The organism is Microcella sp., assembly GCF_019739195.1.
Lineage (GTDB): Bacteria > Actinomycetota > Actinomycetes > Actinomycetales > Microbacteriaceae > Microcella.
The window spans coordinates 56,402-76,091 of record NZ_JAHHDS010000001.1; the positions used below are offsets into that span (position 1 = coordinate 56,402).

Here is a 19,690-nt window from a genome sequence, read left to right on the forward strand (position 1 = left end):
CACTTGGATAAGAGGCGCGCGGTCACGGTGCCGGGGGCGGCGCAGCGGCTCGCGCGACGGCATCGCGCGCGAGCAATGTGGAACCGACGACGGCGGCCGGCATCACGAACACGGCCCCGCCCGGCACGAGGTAGAGCAGTTGCGTCGCGATGCCGAAGCCCAGCGCGCGAGCACGTGAGCCGCGCATGACGCTCGAGCGTGCGGTGCCGTCGATGCCCCGCGCCTCGAGCGGGCGGGTCGTTAGCTCGCGTTGAATGAGGTGCCCGCCGAGCAGCACGCCCGTGACCGGACCCGCCACGGCACCGATGAGGGGGATCAGCCCGGCCACAAAGGTCAGCAGGCCGTAGGCCATCGCTCGTAGCACGAGCAGCAGGCCGTCGCCGAACGAGCGCCAGAACCGCACGGGGTTCGGGGCGAAGTCGCCGAGGTCTTCTTCGGTGCGGCGCCAGACGCGCTCGTAGAAGGGGTCGCCGATGAGCAGGGTGAGCGTCGTGAAGCCGTAGATCGCGCCGATGAGCACCCCGGCGACGAGGGTGATCGCCACGGCCGTGCGCAGGGCATCACGCCAATCGCTCTGCCACCCCTCGGCGAAGCCCGTGATGGCCGTCGCCCACTGCTCGGCGTTCAGCCCGAGGGTGACCAGCAGAGCGATGATGACCGCCGCCGCGATGGCGGCCGGCAGCATGCCGAAGAGCATGAGGCCGGGGCGGCGTCGCCAGGTCGCGAACCCGCGCAGCACGAAGAGGGCGCCCGTGGCGAGATCGCGCGCGACTGCGGTCACGCGGGATGCGCGAGGGTGCGTGCGGGTGCGCCGGGCCATGCGACCAGCGTAGGCGCGCCCGATGGCTGACGGCCCTGGCGTTGCGCGCGCGTCTACAGTGGCACTCGTGACGCACCCCTCCGCACCGACGGCCGGGCCGAGCGATGTCATCGACGTGCTGACCGCGCTCGTGGCCATCGACTCGGTCAACAGCGATCTCGTGCCCGAAGCGTCGGGTGAGACCGCGATCGTCGACTGGTGCGCCGCCTGGCTGACGCAGCGCGGGTTCGAGGTGACGCGCCTCGAGGGCCGCACCGGGCATCCGTCGATCATCGCGATCGCTCGCGGTAGCGGGGGAGGCCCCGCGCTGCTGCTCAACGCCCACCTCGACACCGTCGGCGTCGAGAGCTACGAGGGCGACCCGTTCTCGGCCAGCATCGAGGGCGACCGCCTCTACGGGCGCGGAGCCTTCGACACGAAGAGCGGGGTGGCGGCGGCCATGGTCGCCGCGGCCCGCGCGCAGGCCGAGCTCTCACTGCGCGGAGACATCGTGTTGGCACTTGTCGCTGACGAAGAGTTCGGCAGCACGGGCACGGTCGAGACGCTCGCCCACCTGGCTGCGACGGGTGTCATGCCGACCGCGGGTCTCGTCATTGAGCCCTCGGCGCTCGAGCTCACCGTGGCGCACCGGGGCTTTGCGTGGTTCGAAGTGGTCTTCAGCGGGCTCGCGGCGCACGGCTCGATGCCCGAGCAGGGCGTCGATGCCCTCGTTGCCGCCAGCAGCTTCGTGCACAGCCTCGGCGAGGTGCGCGCGCGACTGCTGAACGACGCACCGCACCCGCTGCTCGGGCACGGCACCGTGCGGGTGTCGACCATCAACGGGGGAACCGACGCCGCGACCGTCGCCGACCGCTGCGTCATCACCGTCGAACGTCGCACCCTGCCCAACGACGACCTCGACGACGTCGAGCGCGAGCTGCACGAGCTCGTCGAGCACGCGGCCGGCGCGGTGCCCGGAGCTCTCGGTGCGCTGCGCCGACTGGTCGCGCGAGCCGCCTTCGAGGCCCAGCCGAAGAGCGCGATCGTCGAGCTCGTCGCGCAGCAGGTCGAGACGGTGCTCGCCACCCCGGCCCGACGTCGGGGCGAGCCGTTCTGGACAGACGCGCGACTGGTGCACGAGGCGGGCATACCGTGCCTCGTGATCGGCGCCGATGGCGGAGGAGCCCACGCCGATGTCGAGTGGGCCAGCATCCGCTCGGTGCGAGAGCTCGAGGCCGTGCTGCTCGGGGTGATCGAGGCGCACGTCGGCCGCGGCTGAGCGCAGTGCTTCACGGTGCCCGCGCGGCACCATAAACTGGTGCCCACGGGTGCACCGCCGCCACCGTCTCGCCCACCGGCGCGATGCGAGGTGCCCAGCGCGAATTCACGAGGAGCCTCATGAGCAAGTACGCAGTGACCAACCCCGCGACCGGGGAGACGATCACCACGTATCCGACGGCGACCGACGCCGAGATCGCGTCGGCGGTCGATGGAGCCGACAAGGCCTACCGCGAGTGGGCCCGCACGACTACGGTCGAGCAGCGCGCCGCGCTCATCGCGAAGGTCGCCGACTTGCACCGCGAGCGCCGCCAACACCTCGCCGAGACGATCGTGCGCGAGATGGGCAAGCCCATCGGCGACGCTTTGGGCGAGGTCGACTTCTCGGCCGACATCTACCAGTACTACGCCGACAATGGCCCCGCCCTGCTGAAAGACGAGCCGATCGAGCTCGCCGAGGGCAGCGAGGGCTCGGCCTTTATCCGCAAGAGCCCCATGGGCGTGCTCATCGGCATCATGCCCTGGAACTTTCCGTACTACCAGGTCGCCCGCTTTGCCGGCCCAAACCTCATTCTCGGCAACACGATCCTGCTCAAGCACGCAGCCCAGTGCCCCGCCTCGGCCGAAGCCATTCACCAGATCTTCGCCGACGCCGGTTTCCCGGTCGGCGCGTACACGAACATCTATGCGACGACCGACCAGATCGCCACGATGATCGCCGACCCGCGCGTGCAGGGCGTCTCGCTCACCGGTTCAGAGCGCGCCGGTGCGGCCGTCGCCGAGCAGGCCGGCCGGCACCTCAAGAAGGTCGTGCTTGAGCTCGGCGGCAGCGACCCCTTCATCCTGCTCAGCACCGACGACCTCGACGCCACGGTCGAGATGGCCACGAACGCGCGTCTCGACAACAGCGGCCAGTCGTGCAACGGTGCCAAGCGCTTCATCGTCATCGACGATCTCTACGACGCCTTCCTCGAGAAGTTCGTCGCGCAGATGTCGGGCACCCAGGCGAGCGACCCGATGGTCGAAGGCGGCGCTTACGGTCCGCTGTCGTCGTCGTCGGCCGCCGAAGGCCTCGAAGACCAGGTCAAGCGCGCCGTCTCAGGCGGTGCGACCGTGCTCACGGGCGGCACGCGCGACGGCAACTTCTTCTCGTCGACCGTGCTTGCCGACGTGAAGCCGGGCAACGACGCCTACTACGAAGAGTTCTTCGGCCCCGTCGCCCAGGTGTTCAAGGTGGCGAACGAGGCCGAGGCCGTGCAGCTCGCCAACGACACGCCGTTCGGTCTCGGCTCGTACCTCTTCACGACCGATTCTGAGCAGGCGGCCCGCGTCGCCGACCAGATCGAGGCCGGCATGGTCTACGTCAACTGCGTGCTCGCCGACAGCCCTGAGCTGCCCTTCGGCGGCATCAAGCGCTCGGGCTCGGGCCGCGAACTCGGCACGCTCGGCATCGACGAGTTCGTCAACAAGAAGATGATCCGCATCGCCTGATGCTCCGCTTCGAAGAGCTCGCCCATGAGCAGACGCCCATGGGCGAGCTCTCGTTGCGGCGTCGGCACGAGCCCGTCGTCGGCGTCGACGTCTATGAGGTGAAGCTCGGCGATGAGTACCTCATGTCGAGCCTCTTCACCGTGGCTGAAGAAGAACTGGCCCGGCTCGGTCTGGCTGCCGTGGCCGGCACGGCACCGCTCAGCGTCGTGGTCGGCGGGCTCGGGCTCGGCTACACGGCCGTCACGGCGCTCGACGACCCTCGCATTCGTTCGCTCGCGATCGTGGATGCACTGCCCGAGGTCATCGGCTGGCACGACCGTCGACTGCTGCCGGTGAGCGACCGACTCGTTGACGACCCTCGCACCACCCTCGTGCAGGCCGACTTCTTCGCCATCATGCGGGGCGAGCCGGGTGACGTCGATGCCGTGGCGCGCGATCTCGACGCGATTCTGCTCGATGTCGACCACACGCCAACCTTCACGCTCGACGCGAGCCACGCCGATCTGTATACCGTCGAAGGAATGCGTCGGCTCTCTCGCCACCTCGCGCCCGGTGGCGTCTTCGCACTGTGGTCAGACGAGGTGCCCGACGAGTCGTTCCTCGCGGTGCTGCGAGAGGTGTTCGCGTCGGTCGAGGGTCACACCGTCGAGTTCGCCAACCCTCTGACCGAGGGTGTCTCGCGCAATGGTGTGTACGTTGCGACTCTTGCGCAGCGGGGTGCCGGCTCGTAGCCTCGAGGCGCCGAGAGGAGCCACGATGTTCCGCGATCGCATCGACGCCGGTGAGCAGGTGGCGAGACTGGTGGCCGATCTGCGCGACGAGAATCCCGTGGTGCTTGGTCTGCCGCGAGGCGGGGTGCCGGTGGCCGCCGTCGTGGCGCAGGCGCTGGATGCTCCGCTCGACGTCATCATTGTGCGCAAGATCGGCGTGCCAGGCGAACCCGAGTACGCGCTGGGCGCGCTGGGTGAGGGCGGAGTGCGCGTGCTTGACGAGCGGCTCGTCGACCGACTGCGGCTTGACCCCCTCCAGGTCGCGCGGGTCGAAGATGAGGAGCGCAGCGAACTCGCCCGACGGGTCACCGCGCTGCGGGGCGAGCACCCCATGGTGGAACTCTCGGGGCGCACCGCGCTCATTGTCGACGACGGTCTCGCCACGGGGGCCACCGCGCGTGCGGCGAGCCAGGTGGCGCTCGCCCGCGGTGCGTCGCGGGTAGTGGTGGCCGTGCCGTGCGCGCCCCGCGATGCCGCGCTTGGCCTGCCCGAGGCGGACGAGCTGCGCTCGGTCATCCTGTCGGAGGCATTCGGCGCCGTCGGGCAGTTCTACGCGCACTTCGATCAGGTGAGCGACACCGAGGTGGTCGACCTGCTGCGTCGGGCGCGCGAGTCGTGACGGGCTAGAAGACCTTGCCGGGGTTGAGAATGCCCCGTGGGTCGAACGCGGCCTTGATGCGCCGTTGCAGTGCGACTTGCTCGTCGCCCAGTTCGTCAGCGAGCCATCGACGCTTGAGGGTGCCGATACCGTGCTCGCCGGTGAGCGTGCCCCCGAGTGCGAGTGCTGCCTCGAACAGCTCGCCCGCCGCGGCCCAGATCACCTCGGGAACCTCGTCGCCCGTGTAGATCAAGTTGGGGTGCAGGTTGCCGTCGCCCGCGTGCGCCACGGTCGGTATCGCCACGCCATAGCGCTCGCTGATGCGACGGATCGCGGCGAACATCGCGACGAGCTGCGAGCGCGGTACCGCGATGTCTTCGATGAGCACTTGCCCCTGCGCCTCCATGGCGGGGTGCATCGCGCGGCGCACGGCGAGCAGGCGTTCGCCCTCCTCAGGGTCGGTTGTCACACTCGCCGTTCCTCCGAGCCGGGAGATGATCGCGAGCGCGTCCCGCCCCTCCTCTTCTGCCGCATCGCCGTCAGTCTGCACGAGGAGATGCGCGCTGCCGGCCTGCCGCTGAGGAAGGCCCAGATACTGCAGGATGCCCGCGAGCGCCTGCGGATCGACAAGCTCCATCGCGGCGGGGCGGAGGCGGGCCGCAGTGATCGCCGCCGACGCGGCGGCCGCCTGCTCGATGGTCGAGAAGTACGCGGCGATCGTCGCGACGGCTCCCGTCGGCAGGGGCGTCAGCTTGAGGGTTGCCCCGACGATGACGCCGAGCGTTCCCTCTGATCCGATCATGAGGGCGGTGAGATCGAGGCCAGTCACGCCCTTCACGGTGCGATGCCCAAGCCGCAGGAGCGTGCCGTCGGCGAGCACGACCTCGAGGCCCAGCACCGCCTCACGGGTGACGCCGTACTTCGCGCACAGCAGGCCGCCGGCATTCGTCGCGATGTTGCCCCCGACGGTCGAGATCTCGCGGCTCGCCGGGTCGGGGGCCCAACGCAGGCCGAGCGGTTCGAGCGTGCGGTTGAGATCGGCGTTGAGGATGCCCGGTTCGACCACGGCCACCTGGTCAGCCTCGTCGATCTCGAGCACGCGAGTCATGCCGGCCGTCGAGAGCACGAGCTCGCCGCCACGTGCCATGGCGCCACCCGTGAGCCCCGTGCCGGCACCGCGGGGCACGACGGGGATGCGGTGCTCGTGGGCGATGCGCATCACCGCCTGCACCTGCTCGACACTGCGCGCCGTCACGACGGCGAGCGGTGGAGAAACGCTGCGCTGGCCCGACTTGTCGCTGCGGGCAGACTCGAGCATGACCGGCTCGATCGACAGCGAGCCACCGACGGCAGACTGCAGCTGGGCGAGAACGTCGGTCATGACCGGATCGACGTGCCGAGAAGAGTCTCGAGAAACAGCCGTCGGTACGGCTCGGCGTCGACGTCGAGCACGACCGTCGCGGGCGCAATCGCGCGAGCAGCCGTGATGTCGGCGCCGACCATGGTGCGCAGGTCGACGACCGTCTGCCCGCGGGTCGGGCCCGGAGAGAGGGCGACTTCGACGGGGGCGAGTCGCGTCACGAGCGGGCTCGGATCGATGGCGGCGCAGACGGCGCCCGCGTCGCCGATCGCGACTCGCTCGTCGGCCACGCGATCTTCGGTCGCGTCGATGCCGATCAGGTGGGTCAGCAGGGCGCCCGCGAGGCGAGCACCAGCGTCGGCGGAGTCGGAGAGGCGACGTGCGTCGTCGTGCGTGACCGAGACGCGGTAGAACGGCTCGAGACCGTACATGAGCACGTCGAGCCCATCGCCGAGCACGATCGCCGCCGCTTCGGGGTCGTGCCAGACGTTGAATTCGGCGGCGGCCGTCGCGTTGCCCGAGCCGACGGCCCCGCCCATCATGACCACGCGCGCGATGCGCTCGGTCACGTCGGGGTGCAGTCGCAGCAGCATCGCGATATTTGTCAGGGGTGCGAGGCTGATGATCGTCACGGGTTCAGCGCTGTCGGCGAGAGTGCGCCGCAGCAGCTCGACCGCGTGACCATGCTCGGGTGCGCGGGCAGAGCGGGCCAGGGCGAGGTCGGCGAGGCCGTCGGCTCCGTGGATGGCGGCCGCGTGCTGCGGTGCTTCGAGCAGGGGCCGGTGCGCCCCGGCGGCCACAGGGATGTTGCCAGCATCGGCCGCATCCAGCACCGCCAGCGTGTTTGCGACGACCTGGGCGAGCGGCGCATTGCCGCCCGTGCACGTGATCGCCCGCACGTCGAGGGCGGGGTGGCGCACGGCGAGCAGAATCGCAAGGGCATCGTCGACCCCGGTGTCGACGTCGAGAATCACCGGCTGGGCGGTCATCGGTTGCGGGTGCGGTCGGCGAACCAGAACAGCGCGGCGACCATGATGAGTGTCGCGGCGATCAGCAATCCGGTCGTCGGGTCGAACTCGACATATCGCGACACAGCGCCAGGCGGCACGGGCGGCCCGGCGAGAGCGACCCGCACCGAGCCCAGGGCGACTCCGGCTCCGACGACGGCGAAGCCGAGCGCGATGCCCGTCAGGGTGATGCCGGCGTCGGTGCCGCGGGCGAGGCGGCGTACGCGTGTGCGGGTGAAGCCGATGGCGGCCGCGGTCACGACGATGAAGCCTGTGGTAAAGGGTTCGAGCATCGCTTCGACCCACGACTGGCCGAGCACGAGCACGCGGAATAGCAGCGAGATGACGACGGCCATGACGCCGGCGAGTGCCACCCAGCGGAAGCGCTGATCGATGGTCTGCCAGCGGAACACGCTGAGCAGCACGGCGGCAGCAGCGAACCAGAGCACCGGAGCGACATCGACGAAGAGCAGGGCGAGTTCGCCCGGCCGGTTGAAGACGGTGTCACCGATGCCGAACTGGAAGGCGAGAGCCATGAGCGCCGTTGCGACGAGCGCGGCGAGCAGCAGGGTGCGCGCCACCGAGCCCGACCGGGTCGGCATGCCTCCCACCGGAATCTCGTCAGCTGCCGAGTGGCCTGCCTCGCTCATGCCCCGATGCTAGATCACCCGCGCTAGATGAACAGTGTGGTGGTCGACTCAGACGCCTCGCCGAGGAAGGTGGCGACTCCACCGAGCTCGACACCGTCAATGAGGTCGCTGTGCGCGATGCCCAGCAGATCCATCGTCATCGTGCAGCCGATGAGCCGGGCACCGCCAGCCTGCGCCGAGGCGATGAGCTCGGGCAAACTCGGCACGTTGTGCTGCTTCATGACGTTCTTGATCATGACCGGGCCCATACCCGCCATGTTCATGGTCGAGAGCGGCAGGTCGTTCGCACCGGAGGGCATCATCATGCCGAACATGCGGTCCATCATCTTCTTCTGACGCTTCGGCGGTTGCTCGCGACGCAGCGCGTTGAGCCCCCAGAAGGTGAAGAACATCGAGACCTGCTCGCCCATGGCGAGAGCCCCGTTGGCGATGATCATCGAGGCGAGCACCTTGTCGAGATCGCCCGAGAAGACGACGAACGAGTTCTTGCCCGGGCCTGAGACGGTCGCGCCGCCGACCGGACGCGCCGAGGCCATCGCGCCTGCTCCGCCCTTGCGGATCACCGCCACGTAGCCGGGGCCTTCCGGCTCGATCGAGACGAGCTCGTGGCCATTGCGCTTGACCCAGGCGGGAGCATCCGCCGCGAATCCGGGGTCGCTGACGTGAATGGTGATCTCGTCGCCCGCGTCGGCCGCGGTCGCCGCCTCGGCGAGCTTCATGATCGGGCCAGGGCACGCGAGGCCGGTGACGTCGAGGTCGATGGATGCGCCGATTCCCGTCGGGGCGAGCGCGAACAGCGAGTGTGTCTCGGCGTAGTTCTCCATCGGTGCGCGCTGCACGGGTGCGTCGGCCTCGTCGAGCTGGTGCCACGCCCGGAAGGTTGTCGAGCCGCCCGAGAGCGTCTTGAGGTCGGTGAAGCCGCGCTGCCGCAGAGCGCGGTACGCCAGGTAGGAGCGGAATCCGACGGCGCAGTACAGCCGAATCGGTGTGCTCGTGTTCCACTCGACGCAGGCCGTGCGCAGCGTGTCGAGCGGCACGTTCTCGGCGCCGGGCAGGTGCCAGATGCCGAACTCTTCTGCCGTGCGCACATCGATGATGCGTGCGCCCTCGACGGCCGCCGGGTAGTCCTCGGCGTACCAGAGCGAGAGATCGCCGCGCACGACGTTCGCCGCGACGAAACCGGCCATGTTCATGGGGTCTTTCGCCGAGCCGAACGGGGGAGCGTAGGCGAGTTCGAGCTCTTCGAGGTCGAAGACCGTCATGCCCATGCGCACCGCCGTGGCCAGCACGTCAATACGCTTGTCGACGCCGTCGAAGCCGGCCGCCTGGCCACCGAGCACCCGGCCCGTCTCGGGGTCGAAGACGACCTTGAGGTGCATCATCGCGGTGCCCGGATAGTAGCCCGCGTGACCCGAGGGGTGCACGTGGATGGCCCGGTGCGGAACACCAGCCGCGATCAGCTGCCGCTGGGTGGCCCCGGTGCCGCCCGCGACCATGTCGAAGACCTTGACGATCGAGGTGCCCTGGGTCGAGCGGTATTCGGTGTCGCGACCGCAGATGTTCTCGGCGGCGACGCGCGCCTGCCGGTTTGCGGGCCCGGCGAGCGGGGCGAGCCACGAGCCGGGCAGCACCGTGTTCGGGGTCTCGACGGCGTCGCCCGCCGCCCAGATGTGCGGGTCAGAGGTACGCATGTGGGTGTCGACGACGATGCCGCCGCGCTCGCCAAGCTCGAGACCCGCGTCACGGGCCAGCTGGGTGTTCGGTCGCACACCTGCCGAAAGAATCACGAGATCGGCGTGCAGCACGGTGTGATTGGTCAGCTCGACGTCGAGGCCGCCCGAGGCTTCTCGCAGCGCGGCAGCCCCCGTCTCGAGATGCACGGCCACGCCGCGGCTACGCAGGTGCGACTCGACCGGCACCGAGAGCTCGTGGTCGATGGGCGGCAGAATCTGGTCGGCGAGCTCGACAACATCGACCTCGGCACCGCGGTGCCTCAGGTTCTCAGCCATCTCAAGACCGATGTACCCGGCTCCGATGACCACCGCGCGAACCGGGCCACGTCGCCCGGCCGCGGCGTCGGCGAGCAGCGCATCCAATTGCGTCTTGATCTGGTCCATGTCGCCCATGCGGCGCAGCACGTGCACGCCTGGCAGGTCAATTCCAGGTATCGGCGGGCGAAGTGCTTCAGCGCCGGGCGTGAGCGCGAGCGCATCGTACGACTCGGTGTACTCGGTACCGTCGTCGACCCGGCGAACGGTCACGCTCTTCGCCGCGCGGTCGATGGAGACGACCTCCTGGCCGATGCGCACGTCGAGGTCGAGAGCTTCGCGCAGGCTCTGCGGGGTCTGCACGAGCAACCGACTGCGATCGGTGATGACACCGCCGATGTGGTACGGCAACCCGCAGTTCGCGAACGAGACGTGGTGACCGCGCTCGAGAACGATGATCTCGGCGAACTCGTCGAGGCGACGGGCGCGAGCGGCGATGGATGCTCCAGCGGCGACTCCGCCGACGACGACAAGCTTCATGGGTGTACTCCTGACAGGGGTGATGGCTCCACGCTGACAGCGGCGGGCGCGGCCGACTAGGGGAGAAAGGCCCGGAATCGCGAGGCGCGAACCTGGCAATCACCGCAAAGCCCCGGCGGTGAGGTTGAATCGAGCGCCGAGGTTCGGCATCGTGGCCGGTTCATCCGATCGCCCCTGCCCTCTTCAGGCCCGAACACTCAGCCGGGTCGCGGTGAGGGCACAGGAAAGGAGAGCACACCATGCTCGTACTGACCGAGACCGCCAGCACCGTCATCGAGAACCTCGTCGCTCGCGAGGCCGACCCGCAGAGCGCCGGCCTGCGCATCGACAGCGGAGGCCCGCAGTCGACCGAGTTCGCCGTTGCCGTGCTCCCCGCCCCACAGCCCGGCGACCAGGTCGTCGAATCGGGGGGTGCCCGGGTCTTCCTCGAGGCGAACGCCTCTGTGGCACTCGAGAGCAAGGTGCTCGACGCGCAGGTGACCGAGCAAGGCGCCGTCACGTTCGCGATCGGCGACCAGCCCGCCTAGCACCGCAGCACCTCCGGGCCGAACGGCCCTGGCGCCGCACAGCGACATCGACCAGGCTGACGGCATGACCGTTATTGAGAACTCCCGCCTGGCCATCATCGGCGCTGGGGCCGTCGGCTCCTCCCTCGCCTACGCCTCCCTCATCCGGGGCTCCGCTCGCGAAGTCGTGCTCTACGACATCGACGCCGCGCGCGTCGAGGCCGAAGTGCTCGACCTCGCTCACGGCACCCCGTTCACCGGGTCGAGCGCGATCAGCGGCGGTGCCGATCTCGACGTCGTCGAAGGCGCCAACATCGTGGTCGTGACGGCAGGCGCCAAGCAGCACCCCGGTCAGAGCCGCCTCGACCTCGCCGGCGTCAACGTCGGCATTCTCGAGAAGCTCATGCCTGAGCTCATCGAACGAGCTCCCAACGCCGTCTACGTGCTCGTGACGAACCCGTGCGACGTGCTCGCGGTCGCCGCACAGCGGTTCAGCGGACTGCCCGCCGGGCGAGTCTTCTCGAGCGGCACCGTGCTCGACAGCTCACGCCTCAAGTGGCGCCTGGCCGAGCGGGTCGGAGTGACGGCCTCGAGCGTGCACGCCATGATCGTCGGCGAGCACGGCGACAGTGAGTTTCCGCTCTGGTCGCAAAGCCGCATCGGCCCGATCCCGATTCGCGAGTGGGTCGATGACCACGGTGACGTGCTGAGCGTCGAAGAGCTCGATCAGATCGCCCACGAGGTCAAGACCGCGGCCTACAAGGTCATCGCCGGCAAGGGCGCGACCAACTACGCCATCGGGCTCTCGGGCGCGCGCATCGTCGAGGCGGTGCTCAATGACGAGGGCGCCGTACTGCCGGTGAGCTCGGTGCTTACCGACTATCGCGGTGTGAGCGGCGTGGCGCTCTCCGTGCCGAGCATCATCGACGCCGAGGGAGTCTCACGCGTGATCGATGTGCCGTTTTCGGCCGACGAAGAGCGACTGCTGCACGCCTCCGCCGAGACCATTCGCGAGTCGCTCGCGGCGCTCGACCTGGCCTAGATGTCGTCGCGGCCCCGCAGCCGCTCGATGAGCCGCCGATCGCGCTTCGTCGGCCGACCTGCTCCGCGCTCACGCAGTACGGTCGCCGGGCGCTCCTCGCGCGGAGGCGGCAGGGGAGTCAGATCGTCGTAGTTCTGAGCCGCGAGCGCAGCGCTCGTGCGCTTCGTGATGAGGCCCGTCACCACGACGATGCGCTCGCCCCCCGGTGTCAGGGCACGCACGCGGTCGCCGACGCGCACGACCTGGGCGGGCTTGGCCGACGCGTCGTTCACTTTGACGTGACCTGCTTTGCAGGCGGCTGTCGCGGCAGAGCGCGTCGAGTAGAGCCTGATCGCCCAGGTGTAGGCGTCAACCCGTACTCCGGTGTGCGTCATGCGGCCGTCGTGCCGCGCGCCAGGGCTATCGCGTCGGCAGCCCGCACGAGAGAGAGGTGTGAGAGCGCCTGCGGGGTGTTGCCCATGTGCCGATGATGCTCGACGTCGAACTCCTCTGACAGCAGGCCGACATCGTTCGTGAGTCCGACTAGGCGATCCATGAGGGCGGTGGCGTCGTCGAGGCGCCCTGACCGTGCGTACTGCTCGACCAGCCAGAAGGCGCAGGTGAGGAACGGATGCTCGTCGCCGGCGATCCCGTCGACTCCGCTCTCGGTGCGGTAGCGCAGGGGCAGACCGTCGCGCAGCAGTGTGCGCTCGATCTCGGCGACGGTGCCGAGCATGCGCGGGTCGTCGTAGGCGACGAAACCGATCTGCGCGAGCTGCAGCAGCGAGGCATCGACCTCGGTTGTCTCGTAGTGCTGCACGAAGTGCCCGCGCTCGGCGTCGTAACCGTGCTCGTCGATCTCTGCCCGCAGTTGGTCGCGCACGCGCTCCCAGCGCTCGGCGGGGCCCGGCAGCCCGAACGCGCGCACGCCGCGGATCCCGCGGTCGAACGCGGCCCACAGCATCGCTCGCGAGTGGGTGAAGACGCGCAGGGGCCCGCGAATCTCCCAGATGCCGTTGTCGTGGCGGTCGAGCTGCGTCTCGACATACTCGAGTAGCTTCACCTGCAGCGACCACGAGAAGTCGTCTTCGTCGACCCCGAGCTCGCGCGCATCTTCGAGGGCGATCATCACTTCGCCGAAAATGTCGCCCTGAAACTGGTCGAACGCGCCGTTGCCGATGCGCACCGGAGCTGATCCCCGGTAGCCCGGCAAGCTCGTGAGCTCGCGCTCTTCGAGCCGGCGCTCTCCCGAAAGCCCGTACATGATCTGCACGTCTTCCGGGTCACCGGCGATCGCGCGCAGCAGCCAGTCACGCCACTCGCTCGCCTCCTGCTCGTAGCCGTGAATCATGAGCGATTCGAGCGTGAGCGCAGCATCCCTCAGCCAGACATAGCGGTAGTCCCAGTTGCGCCCTCCGCCCATCTCCTCGGGAAGGCTCGTGGTCGGCGCGGCGACGATGCCGCCCGTCGACTCGTGGGTGAGAGCGCGCAGCACGAGCAGCGAGCGCCGCACATGGTGGTCGTAGGCGCCCGGGGGAGTGCAGGCCTGCGCCCAAGCGCGCCACCATGCCCGCGTGTCGGCCAGCATGGCGTCGACGCTCTGGAGGGGGCGCTGCGGCTTGTGCGACGGAAACCAGGTCATGACCGTGTCGACGGTGTCACCGGCACGAACGACGAACTCAGCCCGGTGCGCGTGATCGACCGGCTCGAAGCGCACACCCTGCACGACGATGCCGTCGGGCCCGGCGATCGCGGTGAGCGCCGGAGCATCATCGGTGCCGGTCTGACGCACCCACGGCATGGCGTCGGCGTAGTCGAAGCGGATGCGCAGCAGCTGCTCCATCGTGACCTCGCCGCTGATGCCGACCACGCGCCGGGCGAGATCAGACTCGCCGTTGCCGTGCGGCATCCAGTCAATGACGTCGACGACGCCCGACTCGGTCTCCCATCGCGTCGTCAGAATGAAGGTGTCGTCGTCGTACGACCGGCTGGTGCACTCTGTCTCACCCACAGGGTTGAGCGACCAGTGACCGTGGTTCTCGTCGCCGAGTATGCGGGCAAACATCGACGCGGAATCGAAGCGCGGCAGGCACAGCCAGTCGATCGAGCCCGTTCTGCCGACGAGGGCCGCGCTGCGGCAGTCGCCGATCAGGGCATAGTTCTCGAGTGGTTCAGGCATGGGATCCAGTCAATCAGACACCTCTGCCAGGCTCGCTGGGTAGCGTGGGGTGATGTCTTCTCGCAGCCTCATCATTCTCGGAGCGACCGGCGACCTCACCCGCAGACTGCTGCTGCCCGCCCTCGACGGCGTGCTCGCGAGCCTCGAGTCGCAGGCCGATCAGGGTGAGCTCGAGCTCATCGGTACGGGTCACGACCCCGACGCGGGCCGCGAGTGGGCGAGCACCGTCGCCGGTGCGCTCGGCGCAGGAGTGCTGCGTGATGTAGTCGCCGCGACCACACGATTCGAGCAGGTTGACGCGACTTCGCCCGCCGACCTGCGTCGTGTCATCGGTGCGGCAGAGCATCCGCCGATCCTGTACTTCGCGCTGCCGCCCGCGGTCACCGAGCGCGCGATCGACGCACTCGCGACGATCGAGCTTCCTGCCGAGACCCGCCTCGCTCTCGAGAAGCCGTTCGCCCGAGACGAGACCACGGCGAGAGCGCTCAACGCCCTCCTCGGCGCGCTCGTGCCCGAGTCGCGCATCCACCGCATCGATCACTTTCTCGCGAAGTCGACCGTGATCAACCTGCTCGGCCTGCGCTTCGCCAACCGCGTGTTCGAAGCGCTCTGGAACGCAGAGCACATCGACTCGATCGACATCGTCTACGACGAGACGCTCGCGCTCGAGGGCCGCGCCGGCTACTACGACCGTGCCGGAGCACTCGTCGACATGATTCAGAGCCACCTGCTGCTCGTGCACGCCCTCGTCACCATGGAGCGGCCGGCCAGCCTGGAGGCCGACGACCTGCACGACGCGATGCTCGGCGCACTCACCGCGACCGGACCGTTCGGCGGCGAGCCCGCCACGTCGAGCCGTCGCGCTCGCTACACCGCCGGCACGATCGACGCCCGGCAGATTCCTGATTATGTCGCCGAGCCCGATGTCGACCCGGCACGAGACACCGAGACCCTCGCCGAGGTGACGGTCGAGGTGCAGACACCGCGGTGGCGAGGCGTGCCGATCACGCTGCGCAGCGGCAAGGCCATCGGGCGGCCCGCGACCGAGATTCGGCTCACGATGCGACCGGTGCACGACCGGCTCGACGGGCTTCTCGGCGACGCGCCGCCCGCCGCGATCAGGGTCTCGCTCTCGCCCGAGCACCTGTCGATCGACCTCGACATCAATGGCGCAGGCGACCCCTTCGATCTCGATCGCGTCACGCTCGAGACCGACTTCGGCGACGGGCAGTTGAGTGCGTACGGCGAAGTTCTCGCCGGAATTCTCGCCGGCGACGACACGCTGTCGGTGCGCGGCGACCTCGCTGAGCAGTGCTGGCGCATCACGGATGCTGTGCTCGCGTCGTGGCGCACCGGCGAGGTGCCCCTCGACGAGTACCCGGCCGGCAGCAGCGGGCCCTCGAACTGGTCCTCTCGGCGCACGACCTCCTGACGGGCGATTATGGTGGCGGAATGACCACCGCTCTCATCACCGGGGCCACCGCCGGCATCGGCGCCGAGTTCGCCCGCCAACTCGCGGCGCGCGGCGACGACCTCGTCATCGTCGCGCGTGACGCTGATCGGCTCGCCCGCTCGGCGGCGGCCCTGCAGCACGAGTTCAGCGTGAAGGTCGAAGCGATCCCGGCCGACCTGCTCAGCGCAGAGGGGCTCGCCGCGGTCGACGCACGGCTGGCCGACCGGCGCCGGCCGATCGACCTGCTGGTGAACAATGCCGGGTACGGCATCCGCGGAGAACTCGACGAGAACGCATTCGATGACGAGAAGCGCCATCTCGACATCCACGTCACCGTGCCGCTGCAACTCACGCAGACCGCCCTGCGCGGCATGCTCGAGCGGGGTCGCGGCCGCATCGTGCTGATCTCGAGCGTCGCCGCGTTCACGCCACGTGGCACCTACTCGGCGGCGAAGGCCTGGGGCGTCATGTTCGCGCGCGGGGCGAATATCGTCTACCGCGATCGCGGAGTGAGCGTCACCGCTGTGTGCCCTGGCTTCGTGCGCACCGAGTTCCACGACCGCATGAAGGTCGGCACCGCAGGTATCCCCACGTTTTTGTGGCTGCAGGCGCCGACTCTCGTGCGCCTCGCCCTGCGCGGCATCGATCGAGGCCGCTCGGTCGTGATTCCGACGCTGCGCTACCGCGTGATCGCGGCTCTCGCCCGAGTGCTGCCTGATCGGCTCGGCACTGCCGGGCGATTCAGTTCGCGCGACGGAGACTGAGCACCGCCGATGCCCCTATGGCGCGCCGGCTCCGACGAGGTGCGTGTCGTGGGCCTCGGCCGCGAGCCGAGCCTTCCAGTCGACGAGGCCCCGCACCACGAGGCTGGGGTCGTCGGCCAGGCGCTGCATGGCGTCGGCGGGCACGAAGAAGTTGATCGCCACGAAACCGCGCACGCGCTCGTCAGGATCATCGGCGAGCCGGCGCAAGATGTCGCACGAGACGTGTTCGTTCTTCGCGATGCAGGCGCGCACACCCGGGTCGGGGTCGCGCGACAGCACCTCGTAGACCTCGTCAGGCGCGTGGTACGACGATGCCGCACTCTCGCGGATCTTCGGATTCGGGTCGGTGGCGAGTTTCCGGATGCGCGCGATCTTCGACGCCGTCACGGCTGGGGAGAGGAACTGCGCCACGGGGCCATCGAGGTCGGATGCTCCCCGCATGGTCGGCGCATCGGTCGCGAGCTGACGACGCTGAGCAGGAGTGTTGAAGCGGATGCACGACATGCGCGCGAGGCTACTCAGCCCGCCGCGGCATCAGCGGCAGCGGCACGCCGCTGTCGGGGAATCCACGGGATCAGCATCGACGTGCTGCGCTGGTAGTCGACGTACTCGGGGTACCGCTCGCGCGTGATCGACTCGGTGAAGATCGTCGAGCCGATGAAGAGCGCCGTGAGCAGCACGGGGCCGACGAGGGTCCAGTGCAGGGCAGAGCCGAGCGCGACCGCGCCGATCGCGTAGAACACCCACCACTGCGCCTGCTCGAAGAAGAAGTTCGGGTGGCGGCTGAAGCGCCAGAGGCCCGTCGTCACGAAGCGCGCGACGGGCTCTTCGCCCGCCGCGATCGCCGCGGCCTTGTTCTTCTGGAACTCCCACTGCTGCTGGTCGGCGACGAACTCTCCGATGAGCAGGGCGAGAAAGAGCGCGGCGAGTGCCAGATCGAGCATCCCGACCGGCACCGCCTGATTCTGGAATGCCACGAGCGCGGGCAGCGAGATGAGCAGCAGTAGGGCGTTCTGGAAGATCACGATGAAGAGCAGGTTGAAGACCTGGAACTGGGCGGGTGACATGCGCTCGCGCAGAATTGGCCAGCGGTAGTCCTCGACCCCGCGGTAGCCGCCCTTGCGCGCGAAGTTGAAGGTCAGCCGCGCGCCCCACAGTGCCACGAGCACGGTCATGATCGTCAGCCGCGGTTCACTGAATCCGGTCGCGGCCCAGAACGCCGCCACATACACGATCGGCACGATCGACCAGATGCGATCGACCCACGAGTAGTCGCGGGTGAGGAGCGAGGCGATCCAGGTGAACAGGCTGACGGCGACGGCGATGCCGAGCACGATGACGACGATGTCCATGGCGATGAGAGTACTCTGATGCACCCCGCTCGCTGCGACACTGCGTCACTAGACTGACGCTGTGTCAGCCGCGTCGAACGAGCCCCGCCCCGCCGAACCGGTGGTGAGCGACCGCGTGCTGACGGTGCCCAATGCGCTGAGCGCGCTCCGCATTCTGCTCGTGCCAGTGTTCCTCGTGCTGGTACTCGTCGGAGAAGATCTCGCCGCGTTCATCGTCATCGTCGTCTCGAGCCTGAGCGACTTTCTCGACGGCATCATCGCTCGTCGGTTCGGGCAGATCACCAAGCTCGGGCAGCTGCTCGACCCGGCCGCTGATCGGCTCTTCATCTTCGCGGCCGTGATCGCCCTCGCTGTGCGCGAGGTCGTGCCCTGGTGGGTCGTCGTCGTGATCGTCGGGCGTGACGTGTTCCTGGCCGTTCTCGGGCTCGTGCTAGCGCAGCGCGGTTACGGACCCCTGCCCGTGCACCACCTCGGCAAGGTCGCGACCTTCGCACTGTTCTATGCGCTGCCGATTCTCGTGCTTGGCGAGGCCTTCCCCGAGCTGCAGGTTGTCACCAGTCCGATCGGCTGGGCATTCACGCTGTGGGGTGCCTTCCTCTATTGGTGGGCAGGTCTGCTCTACCTGCGTCAGACTCGTGAACTGACCGCGAATCGGCCGCAAGTCTCGAGCGATGCATCGGATACGCTGAGTGACCGAAGGAGGCCACCGGATGCCTGATACCCCGCCGACCGGCGCTGAGAGCCCGAGCGAGTACCGCCCGCACGAGACGACCGTGCACTACGGCCCCGAGTTCGCCGCCCAGCTTGCCGCTCTCGAAGCGGGCGTTAGCCCTGACGAGCAAGAGGTCATCGGTGCACTGCCCTCCGGTTCAGCGCTGCTCATCGTGCGACGGGGCCCGAACACGGGCGCTCGCTTCCTGCTCGACGCTGACGTGACCGTCGCGGGGCGGCATCCTGAGGCAGACATCTTCCTCGACGACGTGACGGTCTCGCGCAAGCACGCCGCGTTCCTGCGTCACGGCACCTCCTTCTCGGTGCGCGACCTCGGCTCGCTCAACGGCACTTTCATGGGCGGCGACCGCATCGACGACACGGTCGCACTCAGCGACGGCACCGAGGTGCAGGTCGGCAAGTTCCACCTCACCTTCTACGCGTCGCGCCTCGATCTCTCGCCGAGCGCCTGATGGCGGCACGGTCCGCTGCCACCGCGGCCCGGTCGAGCGCGCCCGCGGGTCTGCTCAGCATCGGTCAGGTTCTCGCAAAACTGAGCCCGGAGTTTCCCGACCTCACGCCCTCGAAACTGCGGTTCCTCGAAGAGCGGCACCTGGTGTCGCCCTCGCGAACCGAGTCGGGCTACCGCAAGTTCTCGGCGGCTGACGTCGATCGGCTGCGCTTCATCCTCTCGATGCAGCGCGACCACTACCTGCCGCTCAAGGTGATCCGCGGCTACCTCGACGACATCGAGGCAGGCCGCACCCCCTCCTTGCCCGCTGGCGGTTCGGTGCCGAAGTCGATCTTGGCGACCGAGCGGCGCTACACCCGGGCCGAGCTCGTGCGCGAGGCCGGCGCTTCGCCCGCGCTGCTCACCGATGCGGTGTCGGCATCGCTGATCGCGGCTGCCGACACCTATGGCGATGACGCCGTTCAGGTGCTGCGTGCGCTCGTCGAACTGCAGCGCTCGGGTATCGAGCCTCGGCACCTGCGGGGGTTCCGCGCCGCGGCCGAGAGTGAGCTGGGCCTCATCGAGAGCGCCCTGATTCCGGTGTCTCGCCGCAACGACCCCTCGAGCCGGGCGAAGGCCGCCGAACTCGCCCGCGAGATCGCCGGCCAGCTCGAAGTCGTGCGGTCGAGCCTGATCCGTTCGGCGCTCGGCAGGCTACAGTCGTAGCAGCGGCCCGACACGCCGAGGCGTCGATGCGGATGTCTGCGGAGGT

20 protein-coding genes are annotated in these 19,690 nt (G+C 68.9%); 11 read left to right on the top strand and 9 right to left on the bottom strand.

What is annotated here, in order from left to right:
* Positions 1-22 precede the first annotated feature (22 nt).
* Complete coding sequence (locus KL788_RS00330) at positions 23-820, bottom strand: EI24 domain-containing protein (RefSeq protein WP_293167460.1); 798 nt, start codon at positions 818-820, stop codon at positions 23-25.
* Between the two features lie 67 nt (positions 821-887).
* On the opposite strand from KL788_RS00330, the gene KL788_RS00335 reads away from it, so the two are divergent.
* From KL788_RS00335 to KL788_RS00350, 4 genes are all read left to right on the top strand, one after another.
* Positions 888-2,078 (top strand): M20/M25/M40 family metallo-hydrolase, encoded by a 1,191-nt coding sequence (locus KL788_RS00335; RefSeq protein ID WP_293167462.1) that lies wholly within the window; start codon positions 888-890, stop codon positions 2,076-2,078.
* A gap of 119 nt (positions 2,079-2,197) precedes the next feature.
* Complete coding sequence (locus tag KL788_RS00340) at positions 2,198-3,568, top strand: NAD-dependent succinate-semialdehyde dehydrogenase (RefSeq protein WP_293167464.1); 1,371 nt, start codon at positions 2,198-2,200, stop codon at positions 3,566-3,568.
* Positions 3,568-4,299, top strand: a complete 732-nt coding sequence (locus tag KL788_RS00345) for a spermidine synthase (protein ID WP_293167466.1) — start codon at positions 3,568-3,570, stop codon at positions 4,297-4,299. Before KL788_RS00340 ends, KL788_RS00345 begins: the two co-directional genes overlap by 1 nt.
* A 25-nt stretch (positions 4,300-4,324) precedes the next feature.
* Positions 4,325-4,957, top strand: a complete 633-nt coding sequence (locus tag KL788_RS00350) for a phosphoribosyltransferase (protein WP_293167468.1) — start codon at positions 4,325-4,327, stop codon at positions 4,955-4,957.
* Positions 4,958-4,961: 4 nt separating this feature from the next.
* On the opposite strand, the gene KL788_RS00355 is transcribed toward KL788_RS00350, so the two are convergent.
* The 4 genes from KL788_RS00355 to KL788_RS00370 are packed head-to-tail and all read right to left on the bottom strand — an operon-like array spanning position 4,962 to position 10,481.
* Positions 4,962-6,317: an FAD-binding oxidoreductase gene (locus tag KL788_RS00355; RefSeq protein ID WP_293167470.1), complete on the bottom strand. Its 1,356-nt coding sequence runs from the start codon at positions 6,315-6,317 to the stop codon at positions 4,962-4,964.
* The gene (locus KL788_RS00360; protein WP_293167472.1) at positions 6,314-7,285 is read right to left on the bottom strand and encodes a nucleoside hydrolase; all 972 of its coding nucleotides are present in this window, start codon (positions 7,283-7,285) and stop codon (positions 6,314-6,316) included. Before KL788_RS00360 ends, KL788_RS00355 begins: the two co-directional genes overlap by 4 nt.
* Positions 7,282-7,953: a hypothetical protein gene (locus tag KL788_RS00365; protein ID WP_293167474.1), complete on the bottom strand. Its 672-nt coding sequence runs from the start codon at positions 7,951-7,953 to the stop codon at positions 7,282-7,284. Before KL788_RS00365 ends, KL788_RS00360 begins: the two co-directional genes overlap by 4 nt.
* A gap of 23 nt (positions 7,954-7,976) precedes the next feature.
* Positions 7,977-10,481 (bottom strand): FAD-dependent oxidoreductase, encoded by a 2,505-nt coding sequence (locus KL788_RS00370; protein WP_293167476.1) that lies wholly within the window; start codon positions 10,479-10,481, stop codon positions 7,977-7,979.
* Positions 10,482-10,720: 239 nt separating this feature from the next.
* On the opposite strand from KL788_RS00370, the gene KL788_RS00375 reads away from it, so the two are divergent.
* Together KL788_RS00375 and KL788_RS00380 are read left to right on the top strand one after the other, a co-directional pair.
* Positions 10,721-11,008: a Fe-S cluster assembly protein HesB gene (locus tag KL788_RS00375; RefSeq protein WP_293167478.1), complete on the top strand. Its 288-nt coding sequence runs from the start codon at positions 10,721-10,723 to the stop codon at positions 11,006-11,008.
* 64 nt (positions 11,009-11,072) lie between these two features.
* Positions 11,073-12,029, top strand: a complete 957-nt coding sequence (locus tag KL788_RS00380; RefSeq protein WP_293167479.1) for an L-lactate dehydrogenase — start codon at positions 11,073-11,075, stop codon at positions 12,027-12,029.
* On the opposite strand, the gene KL788_RS00385 is transcribed toward KL788_RS00380, so the two are convergent.
* Both KL788_RS00385 and KL788_RS00390 read right to left on the bottom strand, forming a co-directional pair.
* Positions 12,026-12,403, bottom strand: coding sequence for an RNA-binding S4 domain-containing protein (locus tag KL788_RS00385; protein WP_293167480.1), 378 nt, complete (start codon positions 12,401-12,403; stop codon positions 12,026-12,028). The genes KL788_RS00380 and KL788_RS00385 overlap by 4 nt on opposite strands.
* The gene (locus tag KL788_RS00390) at positions 12,400-14,187 is read right to left on the bottom strand and encodes a glycoside hydrolase family 15 protein (protein ID WP_293167482.1); all 1,788 of its coding nucleotides are present in this window, start codon (positions 14,185-14,187) and stop codon (positions 12,400-12,402) included. Before KL788_RS00390 ends, KL788_RS00385 begins: the two co-directional genes overlap by 4 nt.
* 52 nt (positions 14,188-14,239) lie before the next feature.
* Between KL788_RS00390 and KL788_RS00395 the strand changes: the two genes are divergently transcribed.
* Both KL788_RS00395 and KL788_RS00400 read left to right on the top strand, forming a co-directional pair.
* Positions 14,240-15,619: a glucose-6-phosphate dehydrogenase gene (locus KL788_RS00395; protein WP_293167484.1), complete on the top strand. Its 1,380-nt coding sequence runs from the start codon at positions 14,240-14,242 to the stop codon at positions 15,617-15,619.
* Positions 15,620-15,639: 20 nt separating this feature from the next.
* Entirely contained in the window at positions 15,640-16,404 is a 765-nt protein-coding gene (locus tag KL788_RS00400; RefSeq protein WP_293167486.1) for an SDR family NAD(P)-dependent oxidoreductase, read from the top strand.
* 15 nt (positions 16,405-16,419) lie between these two features.
* On the opposite strand, the gene KL788_RS00405 is transcribed toward KL788_RS00400, so the two are convergent.
* A complete protein-coding gene (locus KL788_RS00405) occupies positions 16,420-16,908 on the bottom strand; it encodes a hypothetical protein (protein ID WP_293167488.1) in 489 nt (162 codons plus the stop codon).
* 14 nt (positions 16,909-16,922) lie between these two features.
* A complete protein-coding gene (locus KL788_RS00410; protein ID WP_293167490.1) occupies positions 16,923-17,756 on the bottom strand; it encodes a DUF1295 domain-containing protein in 834 nt (277 codons plus the stop codon).
* 61 nt (positions 17,757-17,817) lie between these two features.
* On the opposite strand from KL788_RS00410, the gene KL788_RS00415 reads away from it, so the two are divergent.
* The 3 genes from KL788_RS00415 to KL788_RS00425 are packed head-to-tail and all read left to right on the top strand — an operon-like array spanning position 17,818 to position 19,644.
* A complete protein-coding gene (locus tag KL788_RS00415; RefSeq protein WP_293167492.1) occupies positions 17,818-18,474 on the top strand; it encodes a CDP-alcohol phosphatidyltransferase family protein in 657 nt (218 codons plus the stop codon).
* On the top strand, positions 18,467-18,940 hold the full coding sequence (locus KL788_RS00420; protein ID WP_293167494.1) for an FHA domain-containing protein: 474 nt from the start codon (positions 18,467-18,469) through the stop codon (positions 18,938-18,940). Before KL788_RS00415 ends, KL788_RS00420 begins: the two co-directional genes overlap by 8 nt.
* Entirely contained in the window at positions 18,940-19,644 is a 705-nt protein-coding gene (locus tag KL788_RS00425) for a MerR family transcriptional regulator (protein ID WP_293167496.1), read from the top strand. Before KL788_RS00420 ends, KL788_RS00425 begins: the two co-directional genes overlap by 1 nt.
* Positions 19,645-19,690 lie beyond the last annotated feature (46 nt).

Excerpts from the sequence above, each read along its gene's own strand:
- KL788_RS00345 (WP_293167466.1), top strand. The coding sequence starts at position 3,568 with ATGCTCCGCTTCGAAGAGCTCGCCCATGAGCAGACGCCCATGGGCGAG.
- KL788_RS00380 (WP_293167479.1), top strand. The coding sequence starts at position 11,073 with ATGACCGTTATTGAGAACTCCCGCCTGGCCATCATCGGCGCTGGGGCC.
- KL788_RS00400 (WP_293167486.1), top strand. The coding sequence starts at position 15,640 with ATGACCACCGCTCTCATCACCGGGGCCACCGCCGGCATCGGCGCCGAG.
- KL788_RS00355 (WP_293167470.1), bottom strand. The coding sequence starts at position 6,317 with ATGACCGACGTTCTCGCCCAGCTGCAGTCTGCCGTCGGTGGCTCGCTG.
- KL788_RS00410 (WP_293167490.1), bottom strand. The coding sequence starts at position 17,756 with ATGGACATCGTCGTCATCGTGCTCGGCATCGCCGTCGCCGTCAGCCTG.
- KL788_RS00370 (WP_293167476.1), bottom strand. The coding sequence starts at position 10,481 with ATGAAGCTTGTCGTCGTCGGCGGAGTCGCCGCTGGAGCATCCATCGCC.
- KL788_RS00375 (WP_293167478.1), top strand. The coding sequence starts at position 10,721 with ATGCTCGTACTGACCGAGACCGCCAGCACCGTCATCGAGAACCTCGTC.
- KL788_RS00350 (WP_293167468.1), top strand. The coding sequence starts at position 4,325 with ATGTTCCGCGATCGCATCGACGCCGGTGAGCAGGTGGCGAGACTGGTG.
- KL788_RS00340 (WP_293167464.1), top strand. The coding sequence starts at position 2,198 with ATGAGCAAGTACGCAGTGACCAACCCCGCGACCGGGGAGACGATCACC.
- KL788_RS00405 (WP_293167488.1), bottom strand. The coding sequence starts at position 16,908 with ATGTCGTGCATCCGCTTCAACACTCCTGCTCAGCGTCGTCAGCTCGCG.
- KL788_RS00425 (WP_293167496.1), top strand. The coding sequence starts at position 18,940 with ATGGCGGCACGGTCCGCTGCCACCGCGGCCCGGTCGAGCGCGCCCGCG.
- KL788_RS00420 (WP_293167494.1), top strand. The coding sequence starts at position 18,467 with ATGCCTGATACCCCGCCGACCGGCGCTGAGAGCCCGAGCGAGTACCGC.
- KL788_RS00385 (WP_293167480.1), bottom strand. The coding sequence starts at position 12,403 with ATGACGCACACCGGAGTACGGGTTGACGCCTACACCTGGGCGATCAGG.
- KL788_RS00395 (WP_293167484.1), top strand. The coding sequence starts at position 14,240 with ATGTCTTCTCGCAGCCTCATCATTCTCGGAGCGACCGGCGACCTCACC.
- KL788_RS00390 (WP_293167482.1), bottom strand. The coding sequence starts at position 14,187 with ATGCCTGAACCACTCGAGAACTATGCCCTGATCGGCGACTGCCGCAGC.
- KL788_RS00365 (WP_293167474.1), bottom strand. The coding sequence starts at position 7,953 with ATGAGCGAGGCAGGCCACTCGGCAGCTGACGAGATTCCGGTGGGAGGC.
- KL788_RS00330 (WP_293167460.1), bottom strand. The coding sequence starts at position 820 with ATGGCCCGGCGCACCCGCACGCACCCTCGCGCATCCCGCGTGACCGCA.
- KL788_RS00360 (WP_293167472.1), bottom strand. The coding sequence starts at position 7,285 with ATGACCGCCCAGCCGGTGATTCTCGACGTCGACACCGGGGTCGACGAT.